The organism is Streptomyces sp. NPDC017095 (genome assembly GCF_044332325.1).
Classification (GTDB): Bacteria; Actinomycetota; Actinomycetes; order Streptomycetales; family Streptomycetaceae; genus Streptomyces.
In genome coordinates this window covers 14,108-32,835 of sequence record NZ_JBIROU010000006.1, presented here as the reverse complement: position 1 = coordinate 32,835, position 18,728 = coordinate 14,108, and the positions used below count along the sequence as shown (strand labels likewise).

7 protein-coding genes are annotated in these 18,728 nt (G+C 75.5%); 3 read left to right on the top strand and 4 right to left on the bottom strand.

Annotation, left to right across the window (positions count from 1 at the left end):
- Positions 1 to 122 precede the first annotated feature (122 nt).
- The 4 genes from sbnB to ACH4OA_RS13510 form a co-directional block, all read right to left on the bottom strand.
- Positions 123 to 1,142, bottom strand: a complete 1,020-nt coding sequence (gene sbnB / locus ACH4OA_RS13525; protein WP_397969062.1) for a 2,3-diaminopropionate biosynthesis protein SbnB — start codon at positions 1,140 to 1,142, stop codon at positions 123 to 125.
- A complete protein-coding gene (gene sbnA / locus ACH4OA_RS13520) occupies positions 1,136 to 2,155 on the bottom strand; it encodes a 2,3-diaminopropionate biosynthesis protein SbnA (protein WP_365877911.1) in 1,020 nt (339 codons plus the stop codon). The genes sbnB and sbnA overlap by 7 nt, the downstream gene beginning before the upstream one ends.
- A 131-nt stretch (positions 2,156 to 2,286) precedes the next feature.
- Entirely contained in the window at positions 2,287 to 3,561 is a 1,275-nt protein-coding gene (locus tag ACH4OA_RS13515; RefSeq protein WP_397969061.1) for an MFS transporter, read from the bottom strand.
- Positions 3,562 to 3,593: 32 nt separating this feature from the next.
- A complete protein-coding gene (locus ACH4OA_RS13510) occupies positions 3,594 to 3,812 on the bottom strand; it encodes an MbtH family protein (protein WP_365877907.1) in 219 nt (72 codons plus the stop codon).
- 191 nt (positions 3,813 to 4,003) lie between these two features.
- On the opposite strand from ACH4OA_RS13510, the gene ACH4OA_RS13505 reads away from it, so the two are divergent.
- From ACH4OA_RS13505 to ACH4OA_RS13495, 3 genes are read left to right on the top strand one after another with little or no spacing between them, the layout of a single operon-like run.
- A complete protein-coding gene (locus ACH4OA_RS13505; RefSeq protein ID WP_397969059.1) occupies positions 4,004 to 5,035 on the top strand; it encodes a TauD/TfdA family dioxygenase in 1,032 nt (343 codons plus the stop codon).
- Positions 5,022 to 11,465, top strand: a complete 6,444-nt coding sequence (locus ACH4OA_RS13500; RefSeq protein ID WP_397969058.1) for an amino acid adenylation domain-containing protein — start codon at positions 5,022 to 5,024, stop codon at positions 11,463 to 11,465. The genes ACH4OA_RS13505 and ACH4OA_RS13500 overlap by 14 nt, the downstream gene beginning before the upstream one ends.
- On the top strand, positions 11,462 to 18,679 hold the full coding sequence (locus ACH4OA_RS13495; protein ID WP_397969057.1) for an amino acid adenylation domain-containing protein: 7,218 nt from the start codon (positions 11,462 to 11,464) through the stop codon (positions 18,677 to 18,679). The genes ACH4OA_RS13500 and ACH4OA_RS13495 overlap by 4 nt, the downstream gene beginning before the upstream one ends.
- The last annotated feature ends 49 nt before the right edge of the window (positions 18,680 to 18,728 follow it).

Here is an 18,728-nt window from a genome sequence, read left to right as displayed (position 1 = left end):
GGGCGTCACCCGTCCCTCCGGCACAGGCGCTCCCGCCGCACCGCCCGCGGTCCGTGCCCGCCGTCCGCGTGTCCGCGTACCGGGCAGGCCGCGGCGCCGGGGCCCGCCCCGGCCGCCGCCGGTCAGCCGGACACCGCGCCGGCTCCGGCGCCGGCCGGCAGGAAGTCCGGTATCCAGGTGCCCAGTCCCAGGGATCCGGCCCGGCGGCGGACGAGGTCGGCGAGGGCGAGGTCGAGGGTGCCCAGGCCGAACGGGGAGAAGACGGTGACGCGGTCCCCGGGGCGCCGGAAGGGTGTTCCGGAGTCCAGGACGGAGCCGATCGAGGCGGAGATGAAGTCCCGGTTCCCGCTGAGCTGTTCGGCCAGGTGCAGGGAGGTCGACTCGCGGCACACGTGGTCCGCGTCGTCGACCACGTTGACGGCGGCCAGGATGCTCCGCGGTGCCAGGTCGCGCAGGGACACGTGCAGGACCAGCGTGCCGGGCCGGCAGGCGTCGGTGGTCAGGTGCGGGGCGGCGGCGGTGGTCGCCAGGCAGACCAGCCGGTGGGCGGCGAGCGCCTCCTCGGCGCTCCCGGCGACCTCGGTCCTCAGCCCCGGCCAGCGGTCCCGGCAGCGGGCGGCGAAGACTTCCGCCCGGGAGCGGTCCAGGTCGGACACGGTGACGGCGGCGAGGCCGGGCAGGACGGCCCGGAGGCAGGCCAGGATCTCGAAACCGATCACGCCGCAGCCGACCAGGGAGACCCCGGTGTCGGGGACGGACGAGCCCAGCACCGCCGCCGCGAGGGCGGCGCTCGCCGCGGTACGCCGGGCCGAGATCACCGAGCCCTCCAGCAGGGCTTCCGGCTGCCCGGTGGCCATCGAGTTGAGGATCACCGCGGCGGAGGCGCGCTCCAGGCCGGACGCGGTGTTGCCGGGGAACGAGGCGATCCACTTGATGCCCGCCACCGGCTCGTCCTCGCCGAGGTAGGCCGGCAGGCCGATGATGCGGTTGCGCGGGTCGTCGGGGAAGCGGAGGAACACCGAGTGCGGCAGGGCCGTCCGGCCCCGCTCGTGCAGCAGGTACGCGCGGCGCACCGCTGCGAGGACCTCGTCCTCGGCGCCGTCGAGGACCTGACGGACCTCCCCGGACCCCAGGATCAGCATGGTGCCCCCTTCATCGCCGGCTTCTTCTCCTTCCACAGGTGGGACACGTCGCCGAAGTGGCGGGCGACCCACGCGTCGTCGTAGATCGTGTCGAGGTACCGCTCCCCGCGGTCGGGCAGGACCAGCGCGCACCGCGCGCCCGCCGGGATGCGGTCGGCCAGCTGGTCCACCGCCGCCACCAGCGCCCCGGAGGAGCCGCCCGCGAGGACGGCCTCCCGTGCGGCGAGCCGCCGGCAGCCGACCACGCAGTCGAGGTCGGTCACGTGGACCACCTCGTCGGCGAGCCCGTCGCGGTAGAGCGCCGGGCGGACGGCCGCGCCGTGGCCCGGGATCAGCCGGGACGCCGGCACGCCGCCGAAGATGGCGCTGCCCAGGGCGTCCACCGCGACCACGGTCACCGGCAGCCCCCGGTCGCGGACGTACTCCGCGCAGCCGCGCAGCGTGCCGCACGAACTCGTCGCGCAGAACAGGTAGTCGATCCCGCCCGGCGCCGCCTGGAGGATCTCGCGCATCGTCTGCCGGTGCGCCTGGGGGTTGAGCGGGTTGGCGTACTGGTTGGGCCAGTAGGCGCCCGGGATGCGGGCGACCAGGGCGCTGACCCGGCGGATCCGGGCGGGCAGGTACTCGCCGGTGCCCGGGTCGCACTCGCTCACCACCTCGACCTCCGCGCCCAGGGCCCGCATGACGGCGATGTTCTGCCGGTTGGTGCGGGGGTCCACCACACAGATGAACCGGAGCCCGTAGTACGCGCAGACCTGGGCCAGCCCGATGCCGAGGTTGCCGGAACTCGATTCGACGACCACCGAGCGGCCGGGCACGACGGTGCCGCACCGGATCGGCTCGCGCAGCATCTCCAGGGCCGAGCGGTCCTTCATGCTGCCGCCGGGGTTGAAGGCCTCCAGCTTGGCGTAGGTGGTGAAGTGCCGCCCCGGGGCCAGCTTGGCGAGTTCGACCAGCGGGGTGCCGCCGATCGTGCCGAGCACACCGGCCGGCCCGTCGTCAGGTTCCGGCATGGTGGCCTCGCCCCGTCGGATCGGGGCACGGCCCGAACATGGTGCGGAACACGCTAGTTCCTCCTGTCAGCACTGGATCGAGGGGTGGTGCGGCCGCCGCCGCGCACAGGGCGTGCGGCCGGTCCGGCGGGTCACCGCGCCGGTGCGCCGGGCGTGGTGCGTACGGAGCGTGCGGCCGAGGCGGCGACGGCGACCAGCACCATCCAGCCCGCCAGGGCCAGCGCGGCGGTCCGCGCGCCGCCCGAGTCGAGCAGCAGGCCGCCGAGCAGCGAGCCGATCGGCAGCACCCCGTTGGACAGCGTGCTCATCGCCGCGAGCACCCGGCCGCGCAACCGGTCCGGGGTGATGCTCAGCTGGTAGCTGCCGAGCGCCACGTTCCACAGCGGTCCGACGAACCACATCGCGGCGTAGGCGGCGGCGAGCGTGAAGGGATCGCGGCTGAGGGCGATCACGGCCATCAGCGCCGCCCACGCCCAGTTCGCCCCGATCACCAGGGCGCCCAGTGCGACCCGGCGGGCGCACCACGGCGCCACCAGCGAGCCCAGGACGCCCCCGGCCCCCGCGAAGCCGACCATCAGGCCCACCCCCGCCGAGGACGCGCCGACATCGGTGGCCAGCACGATGGCGACCAGGAACAGCGCCCGGAACATCAGGTTGCTGCCGGCCACCAGCAGGGTGGAGGTGCGCAGGAAGGGCTGTCGCCACAGCCACCGCAGGCCCTCGCGGACCTGCTCGCCCATGCTGCCGGTGCGGGCGGACCGCTCGGCCTCGAACTCCTTGCGGATGAGCAGCAGTCCGGTCAGCGAGACGAGGTAGGTCAGCGCGTCGGCGAGGAACGGCACGGCCCGGCCGAGACCGAACAGAGCGCCGCCGAGCGGTGTCCCGAGCATGACCGCGGCCCGGCCTCGCGCCTCGTTGCGGGACAGCGCCAGCGAGAGCTGCGCCGGCGGTACGACGTTCGGGACGGCCGCGTGCGCGGCGAGCCCGTGGAACACCGTGAGCGCGCCCTCGGTGAACCCCACGGCCAGTACGAGCGGCAGGCCGAGAACGCCGAGGGCGGCCGCGACCGCGATGGCCGCCGCGCCGAGCGCGCGCAGCGCGTCGCACCAGATCATCAGCCGCCGGCGCGGCCAGCGGTCCACCAGGGCGCCGGCCGGCAGCGGCAGGAGCAGCGCGGGCAGCAGCGCCACGAAGCCGGCCAGTCCGGCCGCGAACGGCGAGCCGGTGAGGGCCAGGACCAGCAGCGGGTAGGCGATGGTGGTCGCCGTCGACCCGAGCAGGGAGACCGCCGAGCCGCCCCACAGCAGCAGGAAGTCGCGGTTGCGGTGCAGCGGGACCAGTGGACCGGCGTCCGCCGCGCCCGGCGGCGGCGCACCCGCCGGCGTCCTCGTGTCGGGGCTCGTCATCCGTCACCCTCCTCGTCCGGCCGGGCCGGACGCTAGCCGCGCTCCGCCCGCTCCATCTGCCGGCGCAGACTGAGCGGGCGCATGTCGGTCCAGACGGTGCCGATGTGGGCCAGGCACTCGGCCCGGGTGCCCTCGGTGCCCTCGGCGTGCCAGCCGAGCGGCAGCTCGCGGTCGGCGAGCCAGACGGAGTACTGCTCCTCGTCGTTGCGGACGACGCGGTACGTACGCTCGTCGGTGTCTTCCTCGGCCACGGCGGGCCCTCCCTCGGGTCGACTGCCGCGTCACGAACCTCACGTGACCGGTGGCGGCGCCGAAGAGCCTGCCGCAGCCGCCCGGCCCGGCCGCAGAGAAGGAGGCGCAGACACCGTGACGTCAACGCTGCCGGTGTGACTGCCGGTTGTTCTCTGCGAGCCGCGACGGCCCGGCGGCGACGCTGAGGCGCATGACTGCGACCCCCTCCCTCCGGCCCGCGCCGGCCGACCGCGCCCGGGAGCGCGACGCGACCCCCGCCCTCCCGCTGACGGTGCCGGCCGAGTCCCCCGGTACGCCCCTGTCCGAGTACCTGTCGGCCGCCCGGCCGCTCGTCCGCGCCCGGCTGCTCGAACACGGCGCGGTGCTGCTGCGCGGGTTCGACGTCGGCGGCGTGGACGGCTTCGAGGCCGCGGTGCGGGCGGTGTCCGGCGCGCCGCTGCCCTACGCGGAGCGGTCCTCGCCGCGCAGCACGATCAAGGGCCAGGTGTACACCTCGACCGACTATCCGCCGGACGAGGAGATCTTCCTCCACAACGAGAACTCGTACCAGGCGGACTGGCCGCTGAACCTGTTCTTCCACTGCGTGCGGCCACCGGACACCCTGGGCGCCACCCCGCTCGCCGACACCCGGCGCGTGTACCAGGCGATCGACCCGGCCGTCCGGGAGGAGTTCGCCGCCCGGGGCTGGATGGTGGTGCGCAACTTCTCCGACGGCTTCGGCGTGCCGTGGCAGCAGGCCTTCAACACCGCCGACCGCGGCCAGGTGGAGGCGTACTGCGCCCGCAACGGCGTCGAGACCGAGTGGACCGCGGACGGCCTGCGGACCCGTGCGCGCCGCCGGGCGGTCCACCGCCACCCGGTGACCGGGGAGACGGTCTGGTTCAACCACCTCACCTTCTTCCACGTGACCACGCTGGCCGAGGAGGTGTGCGGCGCGCTGCGGGAGATGTACGACGACGCGCGGCTGCCGACCAACACCTACTACGGCGACGGCCGGCCGATCCCGGACGAGGTCGTCGCGCACCTGCGGTCCTGCTACCGCGCCGAGCAGCGGCGCTTCGACTGGCAGCGGGACGACGTGCTGATCGTCGACAACATGCTGGCGGCGCACGCCCGCGAGCCCTTCACCGGGCCGCGCCGGATCGCCGTGGCGATGGCCGAGACCTACTCGGCGGCCGTACGTTCCGACTCGTCCGCGGAGGTGCCCGATGTCCGCCGGTGACAGCGGCCACCCGCTCTCCTTCGCCCAGGAACAGCTGTGGTTCCTGGACCAGTTGCGCTCCGGCGCCGCCACCGAGTACCTGATGTGCGAGGTGTTCCGCATCCGCGGCCCGCTCGACCCGCGGCTGCTGGAGGCGGCGTTCACCGAGATCGCGGCACGGCACGAGGTGCTGCGCACCCGCTACGGCACCGCCGACGGCGCCGGGGTCCAGTTCGTGGACGAGCCCGGCCCCGTACCACTGGTGCGGGTGGACCTGACCGGCACGGCGCCGGCGGACCGCGAGGCGCGGCTGCGCGAGCTGCACGCCGCCGAGCTGCGCACGCCGGTCGACCTGCGCGAGCACGCACCCTGGCGGCTCACCCTGGTCCGGTTCGCCGAGGAGGACGCCGCCCTGCTGGTAACCGTCCACCACATCGCCTTCGACGGGTGGTCCTGGGGCGTTCTCGCCCGGGAACTGCACGAACTGTGCACCGCGTTCGCCGCCGGCCGGCCCTCGCCGCTGGAACCGGTGCCCGTGCAGTACGCGGACTTCGCCCAGTGGCAGCGCGACACCCGGGCCGCCGCCCCCGAGCGGGCCGAACGGCGGCGCGGCTACTGGCGGGAGCGGCTGGCGGGCCTGGAGCCGCTGGAACTGCCCGCCGACCGCCGCCGCCCGGCGCACTGGGACCCGGCCGGCGACAGCGTCGCCTTCACGGTGCCCGCGCCGCTGGCCCGGCGGCTGGCCGCGCTCGGCCGGGACGCGGGCGCCACCCCGTTCATGGTGCACCTGGCCGCGTTCCAGCTCCTGCTCGCCCGCTGGTCCGGCCGGACCGACGTGGCGGTCGGCGTGTCGGTCTCGGACCGCACCGAGGCCGAACTGGAACCGCTTATCGGCCTGTTCCTCAACACCGTGGTCCTGCGGACCGACCTGTCCGGCCGGCCCTCGTTCCCCGGCCTGCTGGCCCGGGTCCGGGAGACCACCGTGGACGCCTACGAGCACCAGGACGTGCCGTTCGGCTCGGTGGTGGCCGACCTCGCGCCCGAGCGCGACCCGTCCCGCAACCCGGTCTTCCAGGTCGGCTTCGCCCTGCACAACGCCGAGCGCCGCCCGCTGCGACTGCCCGGACTCGACGTCGCGAAGGTCGAGACGGCCACCGAACACGCCGCCTTCGACCTGTCGCTGCACCTGTCCGAACGCACCGACGGCTCGCTGGCGGCCCGGCTGATCTACCCCACCGCGCTGTTCGACCGCGCGCGGATCGAGCGGATGGCGGCGAGCCTGCTGCGGCTGCTCACGGACATCGCCGAGCGCCCGGACACCGCCGCCCACGCGCTGGAGACCGTCCCCGACACGGAACTGGCGGCCTTCCGGCGCTGGAACCGCACCGAGACCGAGCGCCCCCGGCGCTCGCTCGCCGAACTGTTCTTCGCCCAGGCCCTGGCCACCCCGGACGCGGTGGCCGTGGTGTCCGGCGGGCAGGAGACCGGCTACGCCGACCTCGCCGGCCGGGTGCGGCGGCTGGCCGGACTGCTGCGCTCGCGCGGCGTCGGCCCGGAGAGCGCGGTGGGCGTCGCGCTGCACCGCGGCACCGACCTGGTCGTCACCCTCCTCGCCGTGCTCACCGCGGGCGGGGTGTACGTGCCGCTGGCCCCCGAACACCCGGCGGACCGGCTGGCCCACCTGGCAGCCGACGCCCGCGTCACCCTCCTGGTCACCGAGGAGGCGCTGCGCGGACGGCTCCCGGACCATCCGAACACCCTGGTGCTCGACGCCGCCCGGCCCGCCGGGGAAGCGGAGGCGCCGCCCCTGGAACCGGCGGGCGTGACCGGCACGGAGGCCGCGTACGTGATGTACACCTCCGGTTCCACGGGCCGGCCCAAGGGGGTCGTCGTACCGGAAGCCGCGATCCGCAACCGCGTGCTCTGGACGGTCGAGCGCTTCGGCCTGGGCCCCGGCGACCGGGTGCTGCAGAAGACCACCATCGGTTTCGACGCCGCCCTGTGGGAGTTCCTCTCCCCGCTGGTGTGCGGCGCCGCGGTGGTGACGGGCCCGCGCGACGCCCACCGCGACCCGCGGGTGATCGTCCGGGCCATGGCCGACCACCGCGTCACCGTGCTCCAGGGCGTGCCCTCCATGCTGCGCCTGCTGCTGGACGAACCGGACCTGGCCGGCTGCGCCGCGCTGCGCCTGGTCTGCTCGGCGGGCGAGCCGCTGCCCGCCGGCCTGGCCGCCCGGCTGCACCGCACGCTCGGCGCCGAGGTGGTCAACACCTACGGCCCCACCGAGTGCGCCGTGGACTCCACCGCCTGGCCGTTCGACCCGGACGAGCCCGGCGACCTGGTGCCGATCGGCCTGCCGCTGCCCAACGTGCGCACCTACGTGGTGGACGACGAGGGCCGGCAGGTGCCCGTCGGGGTGACCGGCGAACTGCACGTCGGCGGCCTCGGGCTCGCCCGCGGGTACGCGGGCCGCGGCGACCTCACCGCCGACCGGTTCGTCCCCGACCCGGACGCGACCGTGCCCGGCGCGCGCCGGTACCGCACCGGCGACCTGGTACGGCGCCGCGCGGACGGCGCGCTGGAGTACGTCGGACGCGTCGACGACCAGGTCAAGATCGGCGGCGTGCGCATCGAGCCCGGCGAGATCGAGGTGCTGCTGGCCGCCCACCCGTCGGTGGCCGCCGCCGTGGTGGCCGTCCACCGGTCCGACGCCGGCGACGCGCGGCTGACCGCGTACGCGGTGCCCGTCGCGGGGGAGCGGATCGACCCGGAGGCGCTGCGCGCCCACCTGGCCGCCGCGCTGCCCGAGGCGATGCTGCCCGCCGCCTACGTCCCGCTCGCCGAGCTGCCGCTCACCCCGAACGGCAAGGCGGACCGCCGCCGGCTGCCGCCCCCCGCCGCACCCGACGGGCCCGCCGCCGCGGCCTGGCAGGCCCCGCGCACCGCCGCCGAGGACACCGTCGCCGGTCTGATGGCCGAGGTCCTCGGCGTCGAACGGGTCGGCGCCGAGGACGACTTCTTCCTGCTCGGCGGCCACTCCCTGCTCGCGATCAAGCTGGTGCTGCGGCTGCGCCGCGCCTTCGGCGCCGAACTGACCGTGGGCGAGCTGTTCCAGGCGCGGACGGTCGCCGCGCTGGCCGCCCGGATCACCGAGGCAGGCGCCGCCCCGGACTCCGACCCGGACGCCGTCCGGCCGGCCGGCCGGGACCGCCCGCTGCCCCTCTCGTTCGGCCAGCAGCGGATGTGGTTCCTCGACCAGCTGGAGCCCGGCAGCCACGAGTACGTCGTCCCGCTGGCGCTGCGGCTGACCGGACCGCTCGACACCGTGGCGCTGCGCCACGCGCTGGACGCGCTGTCCGAACGGCACGAGATCCTGCGGACCAGATACCGGTCCGAGGGCGGCGAGCCCGTCCAGATCACCGACCCCGCCGGGCCGGTCGACTTCACCCTCACCGACCTGACGGACGCACCCGACCCCGGGACCCGGGCCCGGGACCTGGTCGACGAGCTGGCCCGCCGGCCCTTCGACCTCGCGCACGGCCACCCGCTGCGGGCCACCCTGATCCGCACCGCCCCCGAGGACCACCTCCTCGTCCTGGCCCTGCACCACATCGCCTTCGACGCCTGGTCGACCCACGTCTACCTGCGCGACCTGGACACCGCCTACCGGGCCTGCACCGCGGGCGAGCCGTCGCCGCACGCCCCGCAGCCGGTCCGCTACGCGGACTTCGCCCTCTGGCAGCGCGAGCAGCAGCGGGCCGGCCGGCTGGACGGCCAGCTCGCCTACTGGCGCGACCGCCTCGACGGCCTCACGCCCGTCGAACTGCCCGCCGACCGGGTCCGCTCGGCGGTCCGCGACGCCCGGGGCGGCAACGTCGTCGTCGAGGTGGCCCCGGAGACCGCCCGGGCCGTCGCCGAACTGGCCGGCCGGCACGGCGCGACCCCGTTCATGGTGATGCTCGCCGCGTTCCAGGTGCTGCTGCGGCGCTGGACCGGCCGCGACGACCTCGCGGTGGGCACCCCGGTCGCCGGGCGGACCCGCCAGGAGACGGAGGACCTGGTCGGGTTCTTCACCAACAACCTGGTGATCCGCAGCGACCTCGGCGGCAACCCGGCCTTCACCGAACTGCTGGAGCAGGTACGCTCCACGGTGCTCGACGCCTTCGCCCACCAGGACCTGCCGTTCGAGCACCTCGTCGACGCGCTGCGCCCGGAACGGGACCTCTCCCGCAACCCGCTGTTCCAGATCATGTTCGAACACCAGCACCTGGCGGGCGTCCCCGACCGGCTCGGCACGGTCGCCGTGGAGCCGGTCCGCGCCGGACTGGAGACCGCCAAGTTCGACCTCACCGTGACCGTCAAGGAACGCGGCGGGCGCATGTACTGCTGGTTCGAGTACGCGACCGCGCTCTTCGACCGGGAGACCGTCGAGCGGCTGGCGGGCCACTACCTGACCCTGGTCGGCAGCGTCACGGCCGGCCCCGGCACGCGGATCGACGACCTCGGCATGCTCACCGAGGACGAGCGGCACCGCGCTCTCACCGCCTGGGCCGACCCGGAGGCCGGCCGGGCCGCCCTGCTCGACCCGGCCGCCGAACACGGAGTGTGCGTACCGGAACTCTTCGCCCGGCAGGTCCGCCGGGCCCCCGACGCCCTCGCCGTCGTCTTCGGCGACCAGCGGCTCAGCTACGCCGAACTCGACGCGCGCGCCGACCGGTTCGCCGCCCGGCTGCGCTCCCTCGGGGTCACCGCGGAGACCGTCGTCGGCTCCTGCCTGGAACGCGGCGTCGAAGCGGTGGTGGTGCTGCTCGCCGTACTCAAGGCCGGCGGCGTGTACGTGCCGTTCGACCCGCGGCACCCCGCCGAGCGGCTGGACCTCATGCTCGCCGACGCCGGCCCGGCACTCGTGGTCACCACCCGCGCGTTCGCCGGCCGGCTGACCGCCGCCCACCGGGTGGTCCTGGCCGACGCCGACGCCGACGCCCAGGACGCATCCGGCACCGCCCCCGCGGACCCGGTGCCCGCCCCGGTCCGGCCGGAGAACCTCGCCTACGTCATCTACACCTCCGGCTCCACCGGCCGCCCCAAGGGCGTGATGATCGAGCACCGCAGTTACGCCCACCACTGCCGGGTGATCGCCGACGCGTACGGCATCGCCCCCGGCGAACGGGTGGCGCTGCTGTCCGCGCTCACCTTCGACGTGGCGATGGACCAGATCGCGGCGACCCTGGTGGCCGGCGCCACGATCGTGGTCGCCGACCCGGTGTTCTGGACCCCGGCCGAACTGCCCGCCCGGCTCGCCGAGCACGGCGTCACCGTCCTGGAGATCACGCCGTCCTACTACCGGGCCGTCCTGGAGTCGCCCGACCTGGCCCTGCTGGGCTCGCTGAAGCTGATGAACGTCGGCAGCGACGTGGTCACCGGCCTGGACGCGCGGCGCTGGGCGCAGACCGGCCTGCCCGCCCGCTTCCTGTGCAACTACGGCCCGACCGAGGCCACCGTCACCTGCCTGCTGCACCCCGTCCCGCAGGCGCCCGAGGCGGAGGACGCGGCCGGCGCCCTGCCGCTCGGCCGGCCCGTCCCCGGCACCCGCGCTTACATCCTGGACGCGGACCTGCAACCCGTCCCGGTCGGCGTGCCCGGCGAGCTGTACCTCGGCGGCGTCCGGCTGGCCCGCGGCTACCACCGGCGGCCGGACCTCACCGCCGACCGGTTCGTGCCCGACCCCTTCGCCACCGAGCCCGGCCGGCGCCTCTACCGCACCGGCGACCTGACCCGCCACCGGCCGGACGGCACCATCGAGTTCCTCGGCCGGATCGACCACCAGGTCAAGGTCCGCGGCCTGCGCATCGAACTCGGCGAGATCGAGGCGGCACTCGCCCGGCACCCCGCCCTTCAGGAGGCGGTGGTCACCGCCCCGCAGACGGCCCCGGGCGAACGGCGGCTCGTCGCCTACCTGGTGGCGCGTCCCGGCAGCCCGCTGCCCGACGTGGCCGAACTGCGCGGACACCTGGGCGCGCTGCTGCCCGAGTACATGATCCCCTCGGCGTGGGTGCCGCTCGACGCGTTCCCGCTGACGGCCAGCAAGAAGATCGACCGCAAGGCCCTGCCGGACGCCTCGGCCGCCCTGGCCGGCGGCGCCCGCGAGCACCTCGCCCCGCGCGACCCCGCCGAGGAGGCCGTCGCCGCGATCTGGTCCGAGGTCCTGGGCGTGGCGCGGATCGGCGTCCACGACGACTTCTTCGCCCTGGGCGGGCACTCGCTGCTGGCCACCCGGGTGCTGGCCCGGCTCCGCGAGACGTTCGCCGTCGAGCTGCCGCTGCGCCTGCTGTTCGAGGCCACCACCGTGGCCCGGCTCTCCGCGGCGGTGTCCGAGGCCGTGGAGGCCGACATCGCCGCGCTCACCGACCACGAGGTGGCGGGCCTGCTCGCCGAGGAAGGCCTCCGATGACCGACACCAAAGACCGCGAGCGACTGAGGCAGGAACTGCTGCGCCGGCGCCTCGCCGGCCGGGTGGCCCCCGCCCCGCAGGACGGCATCGCCCGCGCGCCGCGCGGCGGCCCGCTCCCCCTCTCCTTCGCCCAGCGCCGCCTGTGGATCCTCGACCGGCTCCGGCCCGGCGGCACCGAATACCTGATGACCGTGGCGCTGCGGCTGCGCGGCCCCCTCGACCGGGCCGCGCTGCGCACCGCGCTGGACGCGCTCCCGCGCCGGCACGAGGTGCTGCGGACCCGCTACCCGGTCGTCGACGGCGAGCCCGTACAGGTCGTCGACGCGCCCGGCAGCGTCCCCCTGGCCGAGGAGGACCTCGGCGCGCTTGACCGGGCGGCCGCGGACGCCCGGATCGCCGCCCTGGCCACCGGCGCGCGCCGGCCGGTCGACCTCGCCGAAGGACCGGTGTTCTCCGCCGTGCTGGCCCGGCTGGCACCCGAGGAGCACGCCCTCCTGCTGACCGTCCACCACATCGCCTGCGACGGCCGGTCCGAGGACATCCTGGTCCGCGAACTCACCGAACGCTACGCGGACGCGGTCGCCGGCCGGCCCGACCGCTCGCCCGAACCACCTGTCCAGTACGCCGACTTCGCCCTGTGGCAGCGCGAACGGCTCTCCGGCGCGGCCCTGCGCCGCCCGCTCGACCACGGGCGCGAGCGGCTGGCCGGGCTGCCGCCCCTGGAACTGCCCACCGACCGGCCCCGTCCCGCCGTACGCGACACGGCGGGCGGGCTGGCGCCGCTCACCGTGCCGGCCGGCACCGCCCGGCGGCTCACCGCGCTCGCCCGGGAGCACGGCGCCACCCCGTTCATGGCCCTGCTCGCCGCGCACGCCGTCCTGCTCGGCCGCTGGAGCGGGCAGCGCGACGTCGCCGTGGGCTTCCCGGTCGCCGGGCGGGACCGCGCGCAGCTCCAGGACCTGGTCGGCCTCTTCCTCAACACGCTGGTGGTACGGGTCGACCTGTCCGGGACGCCGTCGTTCGCGGACCTGCTGCGGCAGGTCCGCGAGAGCGCGCTCGACGCCTACGCCCACCAGGAACTGCCCTTCGAGCGGCTGGTCGAGGAACTGGCACCGGAGCGGGACCCGTCCCGCACGCCGCTGTTCTCCTCCATGCTGCTGTGGCAGGACGCGGCCGGCACGCCGGCGCCCGCCGCGATGGGCGCCCTGACCGCCGAACGGCTGCCGGTCGGTGAGAGCACCGCCAAGTTCGACCTCACCGTGGGCCTCGCCGAGCGGCCGGACGGCTCGCTGTCCGGCGCCGTCAACTACGCCTCGGCCCTGTTCGACCAGGCGACGGCCGAGCGGTTCGCCGCGCAGTTCGCCCGCCTGCTGGACAGCGCGGTCGCCTCGCCCGGCACCCCGGTGGACGAACTGGAGATCCTGCCCGCCGCGGAGCGCGACCGCCAGCTCCACGACTGGAACGCCACCGGCCGGAGCTACCCGGCCGGCACCCTCCCGTCCCTGTTCGAAGCCCAGGCCGCCCGCACCCCCGACGCCGAGGCGGTGCGCTTCGAGGGCACCGGCCTCGACTACCGGGAGCTGGCCGACCGGGCCGGCCGGCTCGCCCGCCACCTGCGCACCCTCGGCGTCGGACCCGAATCCGTCGTCGGCGTCTGCCTGCACCGGGGCCCCGACCTCGTGGTGGCGCTGCTCGCGGTGCTCAAGGCCGGCGGCGCCTACCTGCCGCTCGACCCGGACTATCCGGCCGAGCGGCTCGCCTTCATGCTGGAGGACTCCGGCGCCCGCGCCGTGGTCACCGACCCCGCACTCGCCCCCCTGGTGCGCGACCGCGCGCCGCACCTGGTCGACATCACCGGCGACCTCCCCGGCACCCCGGACCACGCCCCGGCCGTGGTGGCGGCCCCGGAACACCCGGCGTACCTGATCTACACCTCGGGCTCCACCGGCCGCCCCAAGGGCGTGCTGATCGAGCACCGGGCGATCGTCAACCGGCTGCACTGGATGCAGGAGACATACGGACTCACCGCCGACGACCGGGTGCTGCAGAAGACGCCGTACAGCTTCGACGTCTCGGTGTGGGAGTTCTTCTGGCCGCTGATCACCGGTGCCACCCTGGTGCTCGCCCGTCCCGGCGGCCACCGCGACCCCGCCTACCTGGCCGCGCTGATCGGCACCGAGTCGATCACCACCGTCCACTTCGTGCCGTCGATGCTGCGCGCCTTCCTCGCCGAGCCGCTGCCCCGCCTGCCCTCGCTGCGCCGCATGATGTGCAGCGGCGAGGCACTGCCCGCCGACCTGGTCACCGCCGTGCACGAGCGGATCGGCTGCGAGCTGCACAACCTGTACGGGCCGACCGAGGCCGCGGTCGACGTCACCGCCGTCCGGTGCGAGCCGGGCCTGCCCGTCACCATCGGCCGCCCGGTCGCCAACACCCGCACCTACATCCTGGACGCCGCCCGGCGGCCGGTCCCGATCGGCGTGCCTGGCGAACTCCTGCTCGGCGGCGTCCAGCTCGCCCGCGGCTACCTCAACCGCCCCGGGCTCACCGCCGACCGCTTCGTGCCCGACCCCTTCGCCACCGAGCCCGGCGGACGGCTCTACCGCACCGGCGACCTGGCCCGCTACCGCGCGGACGGCGCCATCGAGTACCTCGGCCGGCTCGACCACCAGGTGAAGATCCGCGGCCAGCGGGTCGAACTCGGCGAGATCGAGGCGGTGCTGGCCCAGGCCCCCGGCGTCGCCGCCGCGGCCGTCGCCGTCCACGACGAACAGCTCGTGGGCTACCTCGTGCCGCCCTCGGCCGACGTCGAAGCGGCCCGCGAGCACTTGCGCGCACGGCTGCCGGAACACATGCGGCCCGTGCACTGGACCCTGCTCCAGGCGCTGCCCCTGACACCCAGCGGCAAGACCGACCGCAAGGCGCTGCCCGCGCCCGACCGGGCCCGCTCCGCCCTGACCGGCGCCTTCACCGCCCCGCGCACCCCGGTCGAGCAGACCCTCGCGGACGCCTTCGCCACGGCCCTCGGCGTCGACAAGGTCGGGGTGCACGACGGCTTCTTCCAGCTCGGCGGGGACTCCATGCGCGCCATCCGGGCCGTCGGCACCCTGCGCGACCAGGGGCTCGCCCTCTCCGTGCAGGACGTCTTCGCCCGGCAGACCGTCGCCGAGCTGGCCCCGGTGGCGGCCGCCCGGCCCGCGGCCGAGCCGCAGGAGACCGCCCTGACCCGCCCCTTCGAACTGCTGGCCCCCGACGACCGGGACCGGCTCCCCGAAGGACTGGTCGACGCCTACCCCATGGGCCAGGTCCAGGTGGGCATGGTCTACGAGATGCTCGCCGACCCCGCGCGCAACACCTACCAGAACGTCAGCACCTTCCAGATCGTGGACGACGGCCCGTTCTCCGCCGAGGCGTTCACCGGCGCGGTCCGGCTGCTGATCGACCGGCACGAGATCCTGCGCACCTCCTTCGACCTGTCCGGGTACTCCGAACCGCTCCAGCTCGTGCACGCCGCGGACCACCTGGAGGCGGACGTCGGCGTCACCGACCTGCGCGGTCTGCCCGCCGCCGAACAGCGGGAGCGGGTAAGGGAGTTCCGCGCCGAGGCCCAGCGCACCCCGTTCGACATCGGCCGCGCCCCGCTGCTGCGCTACCACGCCCACCTGGTCGGCGACCGGGAATGGCTGCTGACCCACGTCGAGTGCCACGCCATCCTGGACGGCTGGAGCCACCACTCGGTCATCGGCGAGCTGCGCGCCGCCTATCGCGACCTGTCCCGGGGCACCCCGGCCCCGCCCGCCGCGCCGCCCCGGGTCCGCTACGCCGACTTCGTCCGGCTGGAGAAGCAGGCCCTGGTCTCCGCGGCGGACCGGGAGTTCTGGGAAGGACGGATCACCGGCCACGACCGGCTCCGGCTGCCCGCCGACAGCGCCCCCGCCGAGGCGGACCTGCCCGCCCCCGAGGTACGGCTGCCCTGGGCGGACCTGGAACCCCGGCTGCGCCGGCTGGCCGCCGACACCCAGACCTCGCTCAAGAGCGTCCTGTACACCGCCCACCTCAAGGTGCTCGGCCTGATCAGCGGCCAGCACCGGTTCCTGGCCGGCGCCGTCACCAACGGCCGCCCCGAACTGCCGGGCGGCGACCGGGTGCGCGGTATGTACCTCAACACGGTGCCGTTCGCCGTCGACCTGCGGGCGCCGAGCTGGCGCGAGCTGGTGCGGTCGGTGTTCGCGGAGGAACTGGCCCTGTGGCCGCACCGGCGCTACCCGCTGCCCGCCATGCAGCGCGCGTGGGGCGGCGGCGCACCCCTCGTCGAGGTGGTCTTCGCCTACCTGGACTTCCACGTCCTGGACGGGCAGCGCGCCGACATCGGCACGGTCGACGACCACAGCCCGAACGAGTTCACCCTCGACGTGTGGACCTTCCCCGGCGAACTGCGGATGACCTGCCGGCCCGGCTGGGCCGGCCGGGAGCGGCTGGCGGCGATCGGCGAAGCCTTCCTGGGCGTCCTCACCGCGATGGCCGACGACGCCGACGCCGACCCGCGCGCCTTCCGCGCACCCGGCCTGGAACAGACGGACGGGACACCGGCCGGCACCCGGCCGCTGCCCGAGGTCTGCGTGCCCGAACTGCTCGCCGCCCGCGCCCGCCCCGGCGCGACCGCGCTGGACGACGGGCGGCGCCGCGTGACCTACCGGGAACTCGACGCCCGTTCCAACCAGTTGGCCCACCTGCTGCGCGGACTCGGCGTCGGCCCGGAGAAACCGGTCGCGCTCTGCCTGGACCGCGGCATCGAAGCGGTGCTGGCCATGCTCGCCGTCCTCAAGGCCGGCGGGTACTACGTGCCGCTCGACCCCGCCTACCCGGACGCGCGCATCGGCTACGTCCTGGACGACGTCCGGGCCGACGTGGTCCTGTGCCACCCGCGGGACACCACCCGCCTGGCCGCGTTCCCCGGCGTCCGCGGCGTCGCCCTGGACGCCGGGTGGGCCGTCCTGGACGGGCTGCCCGAGACACCCGTCGAGGCGGGCACCGCCCCCGACAACCTGGCCTACGTCACCTACACCTCCGGCTCCACCGGCCGGCCCAAGGGCGTACAGATCACACACCGCGCGATCGTCCGGCTGGTGCACGACGCGAACTACGCCGACCTCGGCCCGGACCAGGTGCTGCTGCTGCACGCCCCGCTCGCCTTCGACGCCTCCACCCTGGAGGTCTGGGGGGCGCTGGCCAACGGCGCCCGGCTCGCCGTCTGCCCGCCCGGCGCGACCACCGCCGACGAACTGGCCGAGGTGGTACGCCGGCACGGCGTGACGGTGCTCTGGCTCACCGCCGGCCTGTTCCAGCACATGGTCGAGACCCGCCCGGACTGCCTGGCCGGCGTACGGCAGGTGCTCGCCGGCGGCGACGCGCTCTCGCCCGCGCACGTACGCACCGCGCTGGCCCACGGCGTGGCGCTGACCAACGGCTACGGCCCCACGGAGTGCACCACCTTCAGCACCGCGCTGCGCGGGGTGACCGAGGCCGATGCCGACCGCGGCGTGCCGATCGGCACGCCGATCACCGACACCCGGGTCCTCGTCGTCGACGACGACCTCGACCCGGTGCCGTGCGCGGTGCCCGGCGAACTCCTCGTCGGCGGCCCCGGACTCGCCCGCGGCTACCTCGGCCGCCCCGACCTGACCGCGGACCGCTTCGTGCCGGACCCCTCCGGAACCGTCCCCGGCGCCCGCCTGTACCGCACCGGGGACATCACCCGCCGCGACGCCGACGGCACGCTGCACTTCATGGGCCGGCGCGACGGCCAGGTGAAGATCCGCGGCCACCGGATCGAACTGGCCGAGGTGGAGGCCGCGCTCGGCGGCCTGCCGTCCGTCCGGGCGGCGGCCGCCGCCGTGCACCCCGGACCGGACGGTCACAAGCGGCTGACCGGCTACGTCGTCCTCGAACCCGGACACGGTCCGCTGGACGTCACGGCGCTGCGCGAGCGGCTGCGCCGCCGGGTGCCCGACTACCTGGTGCCCGGGGCGTGGGTGGAGCTGCCCGCCCTCCCGCTCACCGCCCACGGCAAGATCGACCGGGCCGCGCTGCCCGAGCCCGCCGGGCCCGCCGTGACGTCCGCCTTCACCGCCCCGCGCACGCCCGCCGAGCGGGCCGTGGCCGAGGTGTGGGCCGAGGTGCTCGGCGTGGAGCGGGTCGGCGTCGACGACGACTTCCACGCCCTCGGCGGGCACTCGCTGGCCGTCCTGCGCATCGCCGCCCTGCTGCGCGAGCGGCACGGCATCGAGCTGACCGTCCGCTCGTTCCTGGAGCACCCCACCGTGGCCGGGCTCGCCGCGGCCGCCGAGGCGGGCACGACGACGGCCAGGGCACTGGTCTGGCTGCGGCGCGAGGGCACCCGGCCGCCGCTGTTCTGCGTGCACCCCGGCGGCGGCAGCGCCCACTGGTACCGCCCGTTGGTGCCCTACCTCCACCCCGACCAGCCGGTCGCGGCCTTCGCCTGGCCCGGCCTCCAGGGGGAGGACGGTCCCGTCCCCTCCACGGAGCAGATGGCGGAGCGCTACCTGGCCGAACTGCGGGCGGCGGCACCGCACGGCCCGTACCGGCTGTTCGGCTGGTGCGGCGGCAGCGGCATCGCGAGCGAGCTGGCGCACCGGCTCACCGCCGAGGGAGAGGACGTCACCTTCGTCCTGCTCGACCCGGGGCTGGACAACCACGAGCGGCTCCAGCTGTGGCGGGAGTACTGGCTGATCGAGAGCTGCGTGGCGAAACTGACCGAGCTGGCCGCCGCGCCGCCCGGGCAGGACACCTCGGTGCTGCGGGCGGAGGCCCTGGCGCTCCTCGAACACCTCGTGGACGACGTCGACCCGGAGGTGGGGATCACGCTGCCGGAGCACGGCGCCGGCGACGTCTGGCTGCCCTCCGCGAAGATGTGGCGGGAGGTCATGGAGATGTGCCTGTCCTACCGGCACCGCCCCTACCCGGGCCGGCTGCACCTGATCGCCAGTGACGAACTCGCGGACGGCGAGCACGAGGTGGCCTCCGGGCAGTCCTTCGCCGACTACCTCGCCCGCTGGCGCGAGCTGACCGGGGACGTGACGCTGCACCGGATCCCCGGCGACCACTTCGGTGTGATGAAGCCGCCGCACCTCGCCCGGCTCGCCGAGGCCCTCACCGGCATCCTCGCCGACGCGAGCACCGAGGACGCCGGCTGACACCGGCACCCGGGACGGCCAGGAAGGGCGGGGACGCGCGCAGCGCCCC